A 14,029-nucleotide genomic window follows, 5' to 3' on the forward strand; every position below is an offset into this window, starting at 1 on the left:
CACAGGGGTCCTGAGGGGAGGCACGACCATGGTTCGCATCGATTCGAAGCGGGCGGGGGCGGCGTCGCAGCGCGCCCCGTGCACGGCGCCGGCACCCGGAGGGTGACGTTCACGGTCGCTGCCGCGCTGGCCTTCGCGGGCGTGGGGGCGACGGCCGCCGGCGCCGCGACACCCGGGACCGCGACGATCGAACCCGCGGTCCTCGCTGCCGCGCTCGAGGCTGCGACCCCGACCAACACCACCAAGGTCGTCACCCCGCTCAAGTCCGGGAAGTACCGGCTGTCGTCGTACTACGGGCCCCGGTGCATGCCGACGGTGGACGCGTCCGACTGGCACCTCGGCCAGGACCTGGCCGCAGCCGACGGGACGCCGATCTACGCGGTCGCGAACGGCGTCGTCCGCAAGGCCGGGGCCGTATCCGGGTTCGGGCAGTGGATCGTCATCGACCACGTGATCGCCGGCAAGAAGGTCTCGACCGTGTACGGCCACATGTGGAACGCGACCAAGTACGTCAAGGCCGGGCAGACGGTCAAGGCCGGCCAGCACATCGCCGACGTCGGCTCGAACGGCGTCGCGACCGGCCCCCACCTCCACCTCGAGGTCTGGCCCGGCGGCTACGGCGTGTCCTCGACGGACCCCCTCCCGTACATGAAGGCTCACGGGGTGAACCTGACCGCGGGGGCGACGTCGGCGATCAAGCGCACCGTGCCGTCGTCGTGCACGTACTACGCGCGGACGCGTCTCAACCTGCGGGTGGGGGCGAGCACGGGTACGCCGAGCGAGGTCGTGCTGCCCGTCAACGCGACGCTCACGACCAAGCCCGGCAGCAAGTCGAACGGGTGGCTGCCCGTGAAGTACGGCACCCGGTCCGGCTGGGTCGACTCCAGCTACGTGGGCCCCTCCAAGGTCGCCGTCCCCGCGCCGAGCAAGCCCGTCCGCTACGTCGCGGTCACGACCCTCAACCTGCGGGCGAGCGCGTCGACGTCGTCGAAGGTCGTCGCCAAGCTCAAGCGCGGCGCCGCCGTCACCTACCAGGGCAGCGTCTCGAAGTCCGGCTGGGTCAAGGTCACGTCCGGTGGGCACACCGGGTACGTCGCCACGGAGTACCTCAAGGCCACCAAGGCACAGGCCCTCTACGCGCTCAAGTACGTGAACGTCACGACCCTCAACCTGCGGGCGAGCGCGTCGACGTCGTCGAAGGTCGTCGCCAAGCTCAAGAAGAACACGGCGGTGCAGCCCCAGGCGGCCGCGTCGAAGGGCTGGCAGAAGGTCAGCGCGTCCGGGCACACCGGCTACGTCGCGACGGAGTACCTGCGCACCACGAAGTGAGCGTGTGGCTCACTGCACGACGACGAGCGTCACCCTGGTGAGCGGGGCTCGCACGAGCCGGGTGCCGGCGGTCGGCAGGGGCGCTGAGGGGCTGCCCGCCGACCAAGCGGGTTTCCCGCCGAGCAAGCAGGGTTCAACTGCTTGCTCGGGGGCAAACCCGCTTGCTCGACGGAGGGGCGACGACGGCGCGGCGTGCGTCAGGCCAGGTAGTCGCGGACCAGCTGCTCCGCCAGGCCGGTGTAGGTGGCCGGGGTAAGCGCGGAGAGCCGGGCGGCGACGTCGTCGGGCAGGCCGAGGCCGGCGACGAACTCCCGGAGCTGCGCGGCGTCGATGCGCTGGCCGCGCGTGAGCTCCTTGAGCCGCTCGTACGGGTTGTCCATGCCAGGGACGCCCGCGACCGACGCCGCGCGCATCGCGGACTGGACGGGCTCGCCGAGCACCTCCCAGTTGGCGTCGAGGTCGGCGTCGAGCGTGGTCGTCCCGACGGCGAGGCCGCCCAGCCCGCGGCGGACGTTGTCGACGGCGAGCAGCGAGTGCCCGAACGCGGTGCCGATGTTGCGCTGCGTCGTGGAGTCGGTGAGGTCGCGCTGCATGCGGGACGTCACGAGCGTCGACGCGAGCGTGTCGAGCAGCGCGGACGAGATCTCGAGGTTCGCCTCGGCGTTCTCGAAGCGGATCGGGTTGACCTTGTGCGGCATCGTCGACGAGCCCGTCGCGCCCGGGACGGGGATCTGCACGAAGAACCCGAGCGAGATGTACGTCCAGACGTCGGTCGCGAGGTTGTGCAGCACCCGGTTGAACCGGGCGACGTCGGCGTAGAGCTCGGCCTGCCAGTCGTGCGACTCGATCTGCGTGGTGAGCGGGTTCCAGACCAGGCCGAGGTGCTCGACGACGTGCTTCGAGACGGCCGGCCAGTCCACGCCGGGGACGGCGACGGTGTGCGCGCCGTACGTGCCGGTCGCGCCGTTGAGCTTGCCCAGGTACTCGGCGCCCTCGACGCGGCGTAGCTGACGGCGCAGGCGGTGCGCGAGGACGGCGAGCTCCTTGCCGAGCGTCGTGGGCGTCGCGGGCTGGCCGTGCGTGCGGCTCAGCATCGGGACGGCCGCGTGCTCGCGCGCGAGGTCTGCGACCTGGTCGGCGAGCGCCGTCGCTGCGGGCAGCCAGACGGAGCGCACCGCGCCCTGGACCATGAGCGCGTAGGACAGGTTGTTGACGTCCTCGCTCGTGCACGCGAAGTGGACGAGCTCGCCGACGCCCGGCAGGACGGTGTCGGCGCCGAGGACCTCGGGCGCCACGGCGAGGCGGCGCTTCACGAAGTACTCGACGGCCTTGACGTCGTGCACCGTCTCGCGCTCGATGGTCGCGAGCTCGGCGATCTCGTCGGCGCCGAACGCCTCGGGGATCCCGCGCAGGTAGGCGCGCTCGGCGTCGGACAGGCCGGGCGCGCCGGGGACGACCGCGCCCTGCGTCACGCCCGGGACGCCGTCGCACAGGGTGATGAGCCACTCGACCTCGACATGGATGCGCGCCCGGTTGAGCGCCGCCTCCGAGAGGTGGTCGACGAGCGGGGCGACCGCGGGGCGATAGCGGCCGTCGAGCGGACCGAGGGCGATCGGGGGCGTCACGTCGGCAAGGTTCACGTACCTCAGTGTCCCATGCGGCGGGGGCCACCCCCAGGGCGCGTCCGGGGCGCGGGATCCCCAGCGTGCGTACCGGCCGCGACGCCCTGGTGGGCCCGCACCGTAGCGTCCCCGCCGTGACCGACCAGCCCGCTCCCTTCGCCCGCACCGTCCCGCCTCCCGCAGCGGTCGACGCGACCGCGAGCCGCGCCCTCGACGCCGCCGCCGAGGCTGCCGCCGAGGCGCGCGTCGTCGCCGCCCGCGCGCTCGACGTCGACTGGGTCTCGCGGGCCGCGCGCGCCTACGACGGGCGCATCGACGAGGCGCTGGGCGCGGTCGACGACGCCGTGACCCTGCTCGACGGCGCCGCCGGGGCCGCGCGGGCGGCCGAGCAGCGGGCACGGGACGGCGAACCGCCCGCGTGCCTGGCGGGCCATCCGGGCGGGCGGTGACGACGTGGGCGACGGGATCACCATCACGGGCGGGTACACGGCCGCCGAGACCGACACGATGCGGCGTGCCGCCGGCGCGCTGCGGGACGCGGCCGGCCGCCTCGACGACGCCCGCCTCGACGCCGCGCGCGCCCGTGCGGCGCTGCGGACCGGCGAGGTCCCGTGGGCGGGCGCCGTCGTCCCGTGGTCCGGCACGGAGGTCTGGACGACGCGCTGGGGCGCCGACGCCTTCGCCGCGGTCGGGGCCGCGCTCGACGACGTGGCCGCGGCCGACGGTGCGGTGCTGCGAGCGGCGGGCGCGCTCGAGTCGCTCGCGCTCGCGGTGCTGCGCGCGGCGCGCCTCTACGACGACCACGACGGCATCGCGGTCCGCCTGCTCGACGCCGCCGTCCCGGCCGGGATCCAGGTCCTCGCCGCCGAGCTCGGCCGGTTCGTGCCGCCGTGGGCCGGCGGAGGCGATGGCCGATCGGCCGTCGCGTCGGTCGCGGGCGCGGCCTCGTGGGCGTTCGACGGCGCCGCGCACGCCCAGCGGGGCGGCGGGCTGCGCGTCGAGGAGGTGACGCGGGGCACGGTGGACGGCCGTCCCGACCAGCCGCTGCCGGACCTCGCGGCGCCCGGGAGCGTCGAGGGCGCGCTGGGCATGCTCGAGGTCCCCAACAAGGCGGGCGACGGCGTCATGGCGGTCCAGCGGATCGGCGACGGGCCGGACGCCCGGTACGTCGTCCTGCTGCCCGGCACCCAGGACTGGAACGTCGTCGGCGACGGCGCGGGGGACTTCGCCAACCCGCGGGACCTCACGAGCGACCTCGACCTCGTCGGCGGGCGGGCCAGCGACTACACGGACGAGGCCGCGGAGGCGCTCGCGCGGGTCGTGCCCGAGGGGGCGTCGGTGGTCGTCGTCGGGCACTCGCTCGGCGGCATCGCTGCGACCCGGGTCGTCACGAACCCCGTGCTGCGCCGGCGCTACCGGTTCACCGGGCTCGTCACCGCCGGGGCGCCGTCGGGCGGGATCCGGGTGCCCGACGACACCCTCACGCTCAACGTGGAGAACGCGCGCGAGCTCGTGTCCGCGCTCGACCCCGGGCCCGACCCGCCCGGGCCCCGGCACGTCGTCGTGCACGCATCGGGGGAGGACGACGTCGTCCGGCAGGCGCTCGACGGGGCGCCGTACGGCGGCGGGACCCACGGCCTCGCCGTGCACGCGGCCGTGCTCGCCGAGGCGCGGACCCGGCACGACCCGGCGCTCGACCGGGCACTCGCCGAGCTGGACACGTCCCTCGGCGCCGGCACACCCGGTGCCGCGACCCGCACCTGGTACTTCCGCGGCCAGCGCGGAGGTGCCGCGGTCGTCGCCCCGGGCCGAGCGACCTCGGACGACGGGGGCGCTGAGGTCAGCGTCGGCGCGACCCCGGCACGACCGCCCCGATGATCGTCTGAAGGATCGCGATGATCAGCGCGCCCAGCACCGCCCACCAGAACCCGTCCACGCGGATGCCCCAGTCCGTCTGCTCCGTGATCCAGGCGACGAGCATCAGCAGGAGCGCGTTCACGACCAGCGAGAACAGCCCCAGCGTGAGGATGTACAGCGGGAAGGCGATGACGTGCACGATCGGCTTCACGATCAGGTTGACGAGCGTGAGCAGCAGGCCGACCGCGAGCAGGATCACGACGGTCTTGCCGGCCTCCGCGTCCTTGGGCACGATCCAGAGGTGGTCGCCGAGGATCAGAGTCGCCAGCCACACGGCGAACGCGGTCACGGCAACTCGGACGATGAACCACATGCGCGACATCCTGCCATCCGGGGCGGGCGGCGCCCAGCGTTCGGGGCCACGGCGCGCGGGTGGCATCCTGGGCCGGTGAGCACCGACACCCCCGCGTCCCGTACCTCCGGCGTCCCGCTGCGCACCGCCGTCGCAGCCCTCCCGCCCTACGTCCCCGGTGCGCGCACCGAGCCCGGGGCGCGGACGTTCAAGCTGTCGTCCAACGAGAACCCGTACCCGCCGCTGCCGTCGGTGCTCGAGGCGATCCGCGAGGCCGCGGGTGACACCCACCGCTACCCCGACATGTACGCGACCGAGCTCACCGAGACCATCGCCGCCTCGCTCACCGGGCACGCCGCCGCCCAGCGGATCGACCTCACGGTCACCCCGGACGAGGTCGTCGTCGGCACCGGCTCGGTCGCGGTGCTCGCGCACGTCCTCCAGACCGTCTGTGAGCCCGGCGACGAGGTTGTCGTGCCGTGGCGCTCGTTCGAGGCCTACCCGATCGCGGTCGCCGTGTCCGGCGCGACGTTCGTCCCCGTCCCGCTCGCGTCCGGGACCGCCCCCGACGGCGCACCCCTCGACGGCCGTCTCGACCTGCCGGCGCTCGCGGCCGCAGTGAGCGACCGGACGCGCGTCGTCGCGGTGTGCACGCCGAACAACCCGACAGGCCCCGCGGTGCACCGCGACGAGCTCGAGGCGTTCCTCGCGGCCGTCCCGTCCGACGTCCTCGTGCTCCTCGACGAGGCCTACGTCGAGTTCGTCCGCGACCCGGAGGTCCCGGACGGCCTCGCCGTCTACGCGGCCCACCCGAACGTCGTCGTGCTCCGCACCTTCTCGAAGGCGTACGGTCTCGCGGGGCTGCGCGTCGGGTACGCGATCGCGCGCCCCGACCTCGCCGCGGGCGTGCGGTCCGTGTCGACGCCGTTCGGCGTCTCCGACCTCGCGCAGCGGGCCGCGATCGCGAGCCTGCACGCGCAGGACGAGCTGTTCGAGCGGGTCGAGGCGCTCGTCGTCGAGCGGGCGCGCGTGCTCGGCGAGCTGCGGGACCAGGGCTGGCAGCTGCCCGACGCGCAGGGCAACTTCGTCTGGTTCGAGTTGGGCGAGGAGACGGTGCGGCGCGGCGCTGAGGCTCGGGAGGCCGGCGTGCTGGTCCGCCCGTTCGCGGGTGAGGGCATCCGGGTGACGGTCGGCGAGCGCGAGGCGAACGACGCGTTCCTGCGGGTCGCCGCGTCCTGGCGGCGCTGAGCCCGGGCGCCCCCACCACGCGCGTCGGTCCGTGCTCGGCCGGACTCCCGTCCGCTCGCCGGCACAGCCGCAGGGCGAGCGGGTCGCTTCGAGTGCGCCGGAGCGCCGTCGTCGATGGCCGCGCGCCGACGGGCGGAGAAGCAGATGGTCAGCGCGGAATCGCCGTCGTCCCGGTCGCGATCGCGTTCTGGGTGCTGTTCCCCGTGGCCGGGATCCGGGTGATCCAGAAGGCCGGCCACTCGGCCTGGTGGATCCTGGTGGCCTTCGTGCCGGTCCTCAACACGATCATGTTCCTCGTCTTCGCGTTCTCCGGTGGCCGTTCCAGCGTGAGCTCGAGGCCTGGCGGTCCCAAGCGCAGACGCCCCCGCCGCCCGGGCTGTACGGGCAGGGCGGGCCGTACCTGTCGTTGGGCCGCCCGGCCGCACGGTCCCCGCTGTTGCCCAGCGCGTCTCCTCCGCTGATAGTGGGAAGGCAGCGGGAGGCCGAGGGGAGCGCGCGTGCTCGCGGTGGGACGATGTGGTCGACGGAGGGCAGCGGCAGGCACCGCTGCCCTCGCGCTGTCCTCGCTGATCGTCGTGCCGACGGCGCAGCGCGCCGCGGCGGACCCGCCCGCGGGCGGCACGACGGTCGTCGACGAGACGTTCGCGAACCCGACCGTGCCCGACGACGCGTGGCAGCCGCTCGGGGACACCTGCCTGACAGGGATGGCGAGCGGCGCCCCGACGCCGACCACGGGGTCGCCGCTGCCGAGCTGTGTCGCCCATCAGAAGGGCGGTTCGGACTACTGGGGAACGAGCGACCAGCAGCCCCCGCCCATGGGAGCCGCTGCGGGCGACGGATTCCTCCAGCTCACCGACAGCGGTGGCTTCCGGACCGGAGGCATCCTCTACAACCGCCCGATCCCCGCGACCGCCGGCATCTCGGTGACGTTCCAGCAGTGGCAGTACGCCCGGTCCGGCCCGGAGGGCGGCGACGGCATCGGGTTCTTCCTCGTGGACGGCTCGACCGACCTCACCGACACCGGCTCCGACGGGGGAGCATGGGCTACGCCCAGCGCAACCTCGATCCGGGCATCGAGGGCGGCGTCGTCGGCGTCGGGCTGGACGTCTACGGGAACTTCTTCAACGACAGCGAGAGCCGCGGGCTCGGCTGTCCCGACAACCAGGTGTCGCCGGTCGGCACGAGCGGAACGCGCGGCATCAACACGATCACGGTGCGCGGGCCAGGCAGCGGCACGACCGTCTACTGCTTCCAAGGTTCCACCGCCTCGGACTTCGGTGCGTCGACGCTCGCGGGGAACCTCGAGGGCAGCGGCTCCACGGAGGACCAGGCCCGGACGGTGAACGTCCAGGTGACGCCTTCCGACTCGCCGGGCGGCTCGCGGGTGATCGTGCAGGTCCGGTATACCGACGGCGGCCCGTGGACAACCGAGCTCGACGTCCCCGCGCCGTCAAACCTCCCGGGCACGTACAAGTTCGGGTTCTCGGCGTCGACGGGTGGCTCGACGAACGTGCACCTGGTCCGCAACGTCGTCGTCCAGACGATCGACCCCCTGGAGGAACTCCAGCTCGTCAAGCAGGTGGACCGGACGAACGGTGCGCTGCCGCCCGACGTCGGCGCCGGCGAGACGATCCCCTACCAGTACACGATCACGAACACGGGTTCGACGATGCTGCACGGCGTCGCGGTCGACGACGACAACGTCGACGGCACCGTCACCTGCCCCGACGTGGACGTCCCGCCCGCACCCGACCCCGCGGCCACGATCACCTGCACGGGCACGCACGTCGTGACCGCGGCCGAGGCGTCGGCCGGGCGCGTCGACAACACGGCGACGACGACGGCGCTCGACCCGGGAAACGGGACCGTCACCTCGAACGAGTCGAGCGTGACGGTGCCGCTGCACTCCGCGGTCCAGGTCGAGAAGTCGGTGACGAGCGACCCGCCCTATCTCGTCGGGCAGTCCGTGGAGTACGCGTACGTCGTCACCAATACCGGTGACTCGGACCTCGTGAACGTCGCCCTCGCCGACGACCGGATCGCGAACGCGGACCTCTCGTGCCCGGAGAACATGCTCGCGCCCGACGCGAGCATGAGATGCACCGGGACGTACACGGTCAAGTCGGTCGACGTGGCGTCGTCGGGCAGCGTGACGAACACCGCCACCGTCACGGCGCAGACACCGATCGGCCAGCAGGTCGCGGACACCGACGCCGCGTCGATCGGCGTCAACGCGGACGTGGGCATCACCAAGTCCGTGAACGACAGCACGCCGGACGTCGGCGCGAACGTCACGTTCACCGTCCGGGCGACGAACCACGGGCCGGGGGTCGCGACGGGCGTGGTCGTCACCGACCAGCTTCCGGACCGGTTGACTTATGTGAGCTCGAGCCCGTCGCAGGGTGCGTACGACCCGGTGACGGGCGAGTGGACGGTGGGCACGCTCGGCACCGCGGGCGCGAGCAGCACCGCCACGCTGACGCTTACGACCCGCGTGACCAGCAACGGCAGCATCACCAACACCGCGGCGCGCACTGCGATGGACCAGGTCGACACGGACACCACGAACGACCGCGCCTCCGTCACCATCACGGCGCGAGCGATCGCGGACATCGCGGTCACCAAGCAGGTCGACGGGGACGCGACGATCGCGCGAGGCACGGAGGGCACGTTCGTCGTGACCGCACGGAACGACGGGCCGAGCGACGCGACCGGGGTGACGATCCACGACGCGCTGCCGGCCGGCCTGGCGTTCGTGTCCGCGTCGGGCGACGGCTCGTACGACGCCGTGACGGGGACGTGGACCGTCGGAGCCCTCGCGAACGGCGACGACGCGAGCCTCCGGATGACCGTCCGAGGTGAGACGAACGGTCGGTACACGAACGTGGCCGCACGCGCGGACTCGAGCCCCGACGACCCCAACTCCGCCAACGACGCCGACACTGCGACGTTCGTGGTGGTCGATCCCACGGCCGACCTCTCGGTCACCAAGACCGTGGACCCGACCGCCGCCCAGGTGGGCGACACGGTCACCTACCACGTGACCGTCCACAACGCCGGGCCCGACCCGGCCGATGGGGTGGTCGTGACGGACGACCCGCCGACGGGGGTGACCGTGGTCTCGATCGGGACGCCGTCCCAGGGCACGGTCTCGGACGACGCCGGGACCTGGACGGTGGGGCACCTCGACAGCGGCGCGTCGGCCACGGTGGAGGTCACGGCGCAGGTCGACACGGCAGGGACCAAGACCAACACTGTCACGGTCAGCGCACCGGACGTGAGCGACCCGAACCCCGACAACAACACCGACTCGGCGACGCTCGTCTCGTCGGAGCCGCCGCTCGACATCGCGGTCGGGAAGTCTGTCACGACCCCCGAAGGCGTCTCTCACTCCGCCGTCCCGCTGGGGACGACGATGACCTACATGCTGACCGCGACCAACCAGCCCGCCTCGGACGGGACGGAGACGGACGCGACGGGTCTCCTGCTGCGGGACCGGCTCCCCGCGGGGGTGACGTACGTGTCGAGCGACGGCTGCGACTATGACGCCGACACGGGGCTCTGGGACGTCGGTACGCTCGCGTCTGGCGACACCGCGACCTGCCAGGTGGTCGTGACGGCCGACACCGCCGGGCTCCAGGTCAACTCCGTCGCGCTGGACTCTGTCGACCAGCGGGACACCGACCCGACGAACAACCAGGCGATCGCCGCGGTCGTCGTGGTGCGGCTGGCCGATCTCGGCATCAGCAAGACCGTCGACCCGACGACGGCGCAGCCCGGCGACACCGTGACGTACACGATCACCGTGACGAACCACGGCCCGAACACCGCGCACGACGTCACCGCGGTCGACCCCATGCCGATCGCCGCGGACATCGAAGACGTGAACGCCAGCCAGGGCACTTTCGACCGGGCTTCCCGGGTGTGGAGCATCGGGACCCTCGACGACGGTGAGCACGCGACCCTGACGGTGACCGTCCTCCTCGACCAGCGCACCGGGACCTTCGTCAACACGGTCGCGATCGGGCAGAGCGACGCCTACGACCCTGAGCCGGACAACGACACGGCGCAGGCGAGGCTCTTCGTCCCGGCGGCCGACGTCGAGGTCACGAAGACGGTAGACGACGCAACCCCTGCGGTGGGTGACGAGGTCACCTTTACGGTCGGGGTGACCAACTGGGGCCCCGATCCGGCGCGGGACGTGACCGTCGACGACGTCCTACCTGCGGGGCTCGACTACGTGTCGTCGCGCGCGTCCGCGGGAAGCTACGACCCGTCCGCCGGTGTGTGGGACGTCGGGACGCTCGCACCGGTGACGCTCCCGCGGGCACCGCGTGCCGGGCCTGCGGAGACCCTCACGATCACCGCGCGCGTGACGACTGCGGGGAGATCACGAACACCGCGTCCTCGGACCGTGACGGTGCGTACCCGTACGACCCGGACCTTGGCAACAACGCGGCCTCGGCGACGGTCGCCGCGACGCCGGCGCCCGTCGACGTGGCAATCGACAAGAGCGTGCGGCCCGGCACGGTCACGGCAGGCTCGACCGTGACCTACACGATCCGCATCACCCAGGACGGCCCGGGCGCGGCCGAGGACGTGCGTGTGTCCGACAACTTCCCCGAGGGCGTGGTGCCGCGCGCCGTCACGGGCACGGACGGGTGCGACGTGGACGGGCAGGACGTGAGCTGCGACCTCGGGACGCTGGCTGCTGGAGCCTCGACGACGCTCACGGTCACCGCGGATGCGACCGCGGTGGGCACGCACGTCAACACGGCGACGGTCTCGACGTCGTCGGAGCAGACCTCGACGGCGGACGACACGGCGTCGGCGACGCTGCGCGTGACGCCGCGCCCGACGCCCACTCCCACGCCGTCCCCGACGGGGACGAGCACGCCCGGCCCGTCACCGACGGCGGGGCCGTCGTCGCCGGGTGCGCACGAGACCCCGCCCCCGTCCTCGGGGGGCGGGCTCGCGGTGACGGGCGCGGACGTGCTGCCCGTCGCGGTGGTGGTCGTGGTGCTGCTGCTCGTCGGGCTCGGTCTGACCTGGCTCTCGCGTCGCCGGCGGCGGCACGAGGACTGACCGCGGGACGGGGCGGTGAGGACCGGGGGAGCGCCCCCGCCGCGCCGTCGGGCCCGCCGTCTGCCGTCGGACCCGCGTTTGGAGGGACCCTACAAACGCGGGTGGGGAACTCGCACGACCGGACATCTCCCGTCCCTCCGGCGCCGTACCTTACGCTTGCGTAGGCTACGGAACCGTAGGTAGCGACGAGGCTTCGTGTCCCGTCGCTGCGCCCCCGCCGCACCGCCCGCCATCCCCGGGCGATCCGGACGACGTGAGGAGTACCAGTGATCGAGCACTCCGACGAGCTCGTTCAGCTCGTCGGACCCGACGGCGAACCCGTCGTGTCCGAGGCGAACGCCCCCTACCGGGAGCGCGCCGCGCGCTACCTCCTCGACGGTCCCGAGCCCGACGCCGCCGCCGAGCGCCTGCGCGGTCTGTACCGCGACATGGCGCTCGTGCGGCGGTTCGACGTCGAGGCCACGAGCCTGCAGCGGCAGGGCGAGCTCGCGCTGTTCCCGCCGCTCCTCGGTCAGGAGGCCGCACAGGTCGGGTCCGGCCGGGCGCTCCGCAGCCAGGACTACGTGTTCCCGTCCTACCGCGAGCACGGCGTCGCGTGGACGCGCGGCATGGACCTCGCCGACGTCATGCCGATCTTCCGCGGCGTCGAGCACGGCGGGTGGGACCCCGCGGCCCACAACTTCCACATCTACACGCTCGTCATCGGGTCGCACGCGCTGCACGCGACCGGCTACGCGATGGGCGTCCAGCGCGACGGGCTCGTCGGGACCGGCGACGCCGCGCGCGACATGGCCGTCGTCGCCTACTTCGGCGACGGTGCGACCTCCCAGGGCGACGTGAGCGAGGCCCTCGGCTTCGCGGCCGTGAACAACGCCCCGGTCGTGTTCTTCTGCCAGAACAACCAGTGGGCCATCTCCGTCCCGACGGCGAAGCAGAGCCGTGTCCCGCTGGCCCGCCGTGCGTGGGGCTTCGGGATGCCCGGGGTCCGTGTCGACGGGAACGACGTGGTCGCGAGCTGGGCCGTGGCCGACGAGGCGCTCGAGCGCGCCCGCTCCGGCGGCGGCCCGACGTTCGTCGAGGCCGTGACCTACCGGATGGGCGCGCACACCACGTCCGATGACCCCACCCGCTACCGCACCTCCGACGAGGAGGAGTCGTGGGGCCGCCGGGACCCGATCGCCCGCGTCCGCGCCTACCTCGAGAAGTACGACGCCTGGGACGACGCCCGCGAGGCCGCGCTCCTGGCCGAGGCCGACGAGCTCGGCGAGCACGTGCGGACGACGGTCCGTGCGATGGACGCGCCGCCCGCGTCACGCCTGTTCGAGCACGTCTACGCGACGCCGCAGGCCCAGGTCGCGGCCGAGCGGGCCGCGTTCGAGGCGTACGAGGCGGGGGAGCCCGTGTCGTCACCGTTCGAGGGGCTGCTCGACTCGCCTGCCACCACCGGAGGGAACCGATGACCGCCACCGCTGTACGCCCCGCCGGTCCGGCGCCGTCGGACCTGCCCCACGGCGTCGCCGGCATGCCGTTCGCGAAGGCGATCAACGCCGGCCTCCGCGCCGCCCTCGCCTCCGATGACAAGGTCCTGCTCATGGGCGAGGACATCGGCGCGCTCGGCGGCGTGTTCCGCGTGACCGAGGGCCTGCAGGCCGAGTTCGGCGAGGACCGCGTCGTCGACACGCCGCTCGCGGAGTCCGGGATCGTCGGGACGGCGATCGGCCTCGCGATGCGGGGCTACCGGCCCGTCGTCGAGATCCAGTTCGACGGCTTCATCTTCCCGGCCTACGACCAGATCACCACGCAGCTCGCGAAGATCCACTTCCGGACCGCGGGCCGCATCGAGCTCCCGGTCGTCATCCGCGTGCCGTTCGGCGGCGGCATCGGCGCGATCGAGCACCACAGCGAGAGCCCCGAGGCGCTGTTCGCGCACACCGCGGGCCTGCGCGTCGTCAGCCCGTCGTCGCCCCAAGACGCGTACACGATGATCCAGGAGGCCGTCGCCAGCCCCGACCCCGTGCTCTTCCTCGAGCCCAAGGGCCGGTACTGGGAGAAGGGCGACGTCGACCTCGACGCGCCCGTGGGCGTCGGCGCCGCGGCCCGCACGCTCGACCACGCCGCCGTCGTCCGCCCCGGCACCGACGTGACCGTCGTCGCCTACGGCCCGACCGTGCACACCGCGCTCGCGGCCGCGAAAACGGCCGCCGACGAGGACGGCACGAGCATCGAGGTCGTCGACCTGCGCTCCGTGTCCCCGGTCGACGTGCCCACCGTCGTGGCGAGCGTCAAGAAGACCGGCCGCTGCGTCGTCGTGCACGAGGCCCCCACGTTCCACGGGGTGGGCGCCGAGATCGCCGCACGCGTCACCGAGGAGTGCTTCTACGCGCTCGAGGCGCCCGTGCTCCGCGTCGGCGGCTACCACGCCCCGTACCCGGTCGCGAAGCTCGAGCACGACTACCTGCCGTCGGTGGACCGCGTCCTCGACGCCGTCGACCGCGTGCTCGCGCACTGACCCCGCCCCCTCAGACGCAAACGGAGA

At 73.3% G+C, this 14,029-nt stretch carries 11 protein-coding genes; 8 read left to right on the top strand and 3 right to left on the bottom strand.

Features of this window, described 5'->3' with window-relative positions; genetic code table 11:
• The first annotated feature begins 102 nt into the window (after window positions 1-102).
• Window positions 103-1,329, top strand: a complete 1,227-nt coding sequence (locus QQK45_RS09660) for an SH3 domain-containing protein (RefSeq protein WP_284293082.1) — start codon at window positions 103-105, stop codon at window positions 1,327-1,329.
• A 197-nt stretch (window positions 1,330-1,526) separates the two neighbouring features.
• On the opposite strand, the gene purB is transcribed toward QQK45_RS09660, so the two are convergent.
• Window positions 1,527-2,978, bottom strand: coding sequence for an adenylosuccinate lyase (gene purB, locus QQK45_RS09665; RefSeq protein ID WP_431310329.1), 1,452 nt, complete (start codon window positions 2,976-2,978; stop codon window positions 1,527-1,529).
• A 107-nt stretch (window positions 2,979-3,085) separates the two neighbouring features.
• Between purB and QQK45_RS09670 the strand changes: the two genes are divergently transcribed.
• Together QQK45_RS09670 and QQK45_RS09675 are read left to right on the top strand one after the other, a co-directional pair.
• Window positions 3,086-3,400, top strand: coding sequence for a hypothetical protein (locus tag QQK45_RS09670; protein ID WP_284293084.1), 315 nt, complete (start codon window positions 3,086-3,088; stop codon window positions 3,398-3,400).
• A 4-nt stretch (window positions 3,401-3,404) separates the two neighbouring features.
• A complete protein-coding gene (locus tag QQK45_RS09675; protein WP_284293085.1) occupies window positions 3,405-4,829 on the top strand; it encodes a hypothetical protein in 1,425 nt (474 codons plus the stop codon).
• Here QQK45_RS09675 and QQK45_RS09680 read toward each other — a convergent pair.
• Window positions 4,792-5,181: a phage holin family protein gene (locus tag QQK45_RS09680; protein WP_284293086.1), complete on the bottom strand. Its 390-nt coding sequence runs from the start codon at window positions 5,179-5,181 to the stop codon at window positions 4,792-4,794. The two genes, QQK45_RS09675 and QQK45_RS09680, sit on opposite strands and share 38 nt — an antisense overlap.
• 75 nt (window positions 5,182-5,256) lie before the next feature.
• Here QQK45_RS09680 and hisC point away from each other — a divergent pair, with 75 nt between their 5' ends.
• Window positions 5,257-6,408: a histidinol-phosphate transaminase gene (gene hisC / locus QQK45_RS09685; RefSeq protein ID WP_284293087.1), complete on the top strand. Its 1,152-nt coding sequence runs from the start codon at window positions 5,257-5,259 to the stop codon at window positions 6,406-6,408.
• Between the two features lie 148 nt (window positions 6,409-6,556).
• Here the strand turns inward: hisC and QQK45_RS09690 are convergent, their stop codons facing one another.
• Complete coding sequence (locus QQK45_RS09690) at window positions 6,557-6,697, bottom strand: hypothetical protein (protein ID WP_284293088.1); 141 nt, start codon at window positions 6,695-6,697, stop codon at window positions 6,557-6,559.
• A 750-nt stretch (window positions 6,698-7,447) separates the two neighbouring features.
• Between QQK45_RS09690 and QQK45_RS09695 the strand changes: the two genes are divergently transcribed.
• The 4 genes from QQK45_RS09695 (at window position 7,448) to QQK45_RS09710 (ending at window position 14,002) form a co-directional block, all read left to right on the top strand.
• Complete coding sequence (locus tag QQK45_RS09695) at window positions 7,448-10,960, top strand: DUF7507 domain-containing protein (RefSeq protein WP_284293089.1); 3,513 nt, start codon at window positions 7,448-7,450, stop codon at window positions 10,958-10,960.
• The gene (locus tag QQK45_RS09700; RefSeq protein ID WP_284293090.1) at window positions 10,957-11,493 is read left to right on the top strand and encodes a DUF11 domain-containing protein; all 537 of its coding nucleotides are present in this window, start codon (window positions 10,957-10,959) and stop codon (window positions 11,491-11,493) included. The genes QQK45_RS09695 and QQK45_RS09700 overlap by 4 nt, the downstream gene beginning before the upstream one ends.
• Before the next feature lie 266 nt (window positions 11,494-11,759).
• Complete coding sequence (gene pdhA / locus QQK45_RS09705; protein ID WP_284293091.1) at window positions 11,760-12,953, top strand: pyruvate dehydrogenase (acetyl-transferring) E1 component subunit alpha; 1,194 nt, start codon at window positions 11,760-11,762, stop codon at window positions 12,951-12,953.
• A complete protein-coding gene (locus QQK45_RS09710) occupies window positions 12,950-14,002 on the top strand; it encodes an alpha-ketoacid dehydrogenase subunit beta (protein ID WP_431310252.1) in 1,053 nt (350 codons plus the stop codon). Before pdhA ends, QQK45_RS09710 begins: the two co-directional genes overlap by 4 nt.
• Window positions 14,003-14,029 lie beyond the last annotated feature (27 nt).

The organism is Luteimicrobium album, from assembly GCF_030161555.1.
In the GTDB taxonomy this organism is placed as follows: Bacteria; Actinomycetota; Actinomycetes; order Actinomycetales; family Cellulomonadaceae; genus Luteimicrobium; species Luteimicrobium album.

Bases quoted from the DNA above. Each gene is read 5' to 3' on its own strand.
- QQK45_RS09680 (WP_284293086.1), bottom strand. From the start codon at position 5,181: ATGTGGTTCATCGTCCGAGTTGCCGTGACCGCGTTCGCCGTGTGGCTG.
- QQK45_RS09710 (WP_431310252.1), top strand. From the start codon at position 12,950: ATGACCGCCACCGCTGTACGCCCCGCCGGTCCGGCGCCGTCGGACCTG.
- QQK45_RS09695 (WP_284293089.1), top strand. From the start codon at position 7,448: ATGGGCTACGCCCAGCGCAACCTCGATCCGGGCATCGAGGGCGGCGTC.
- QQK45_RS09690 (WP_284293088.1), bottom strand. From the start codon at position 6,697: ATGATCGTGTTGAGGACCGGCACGAAGGCCACCAGGATCCACCAGGCC.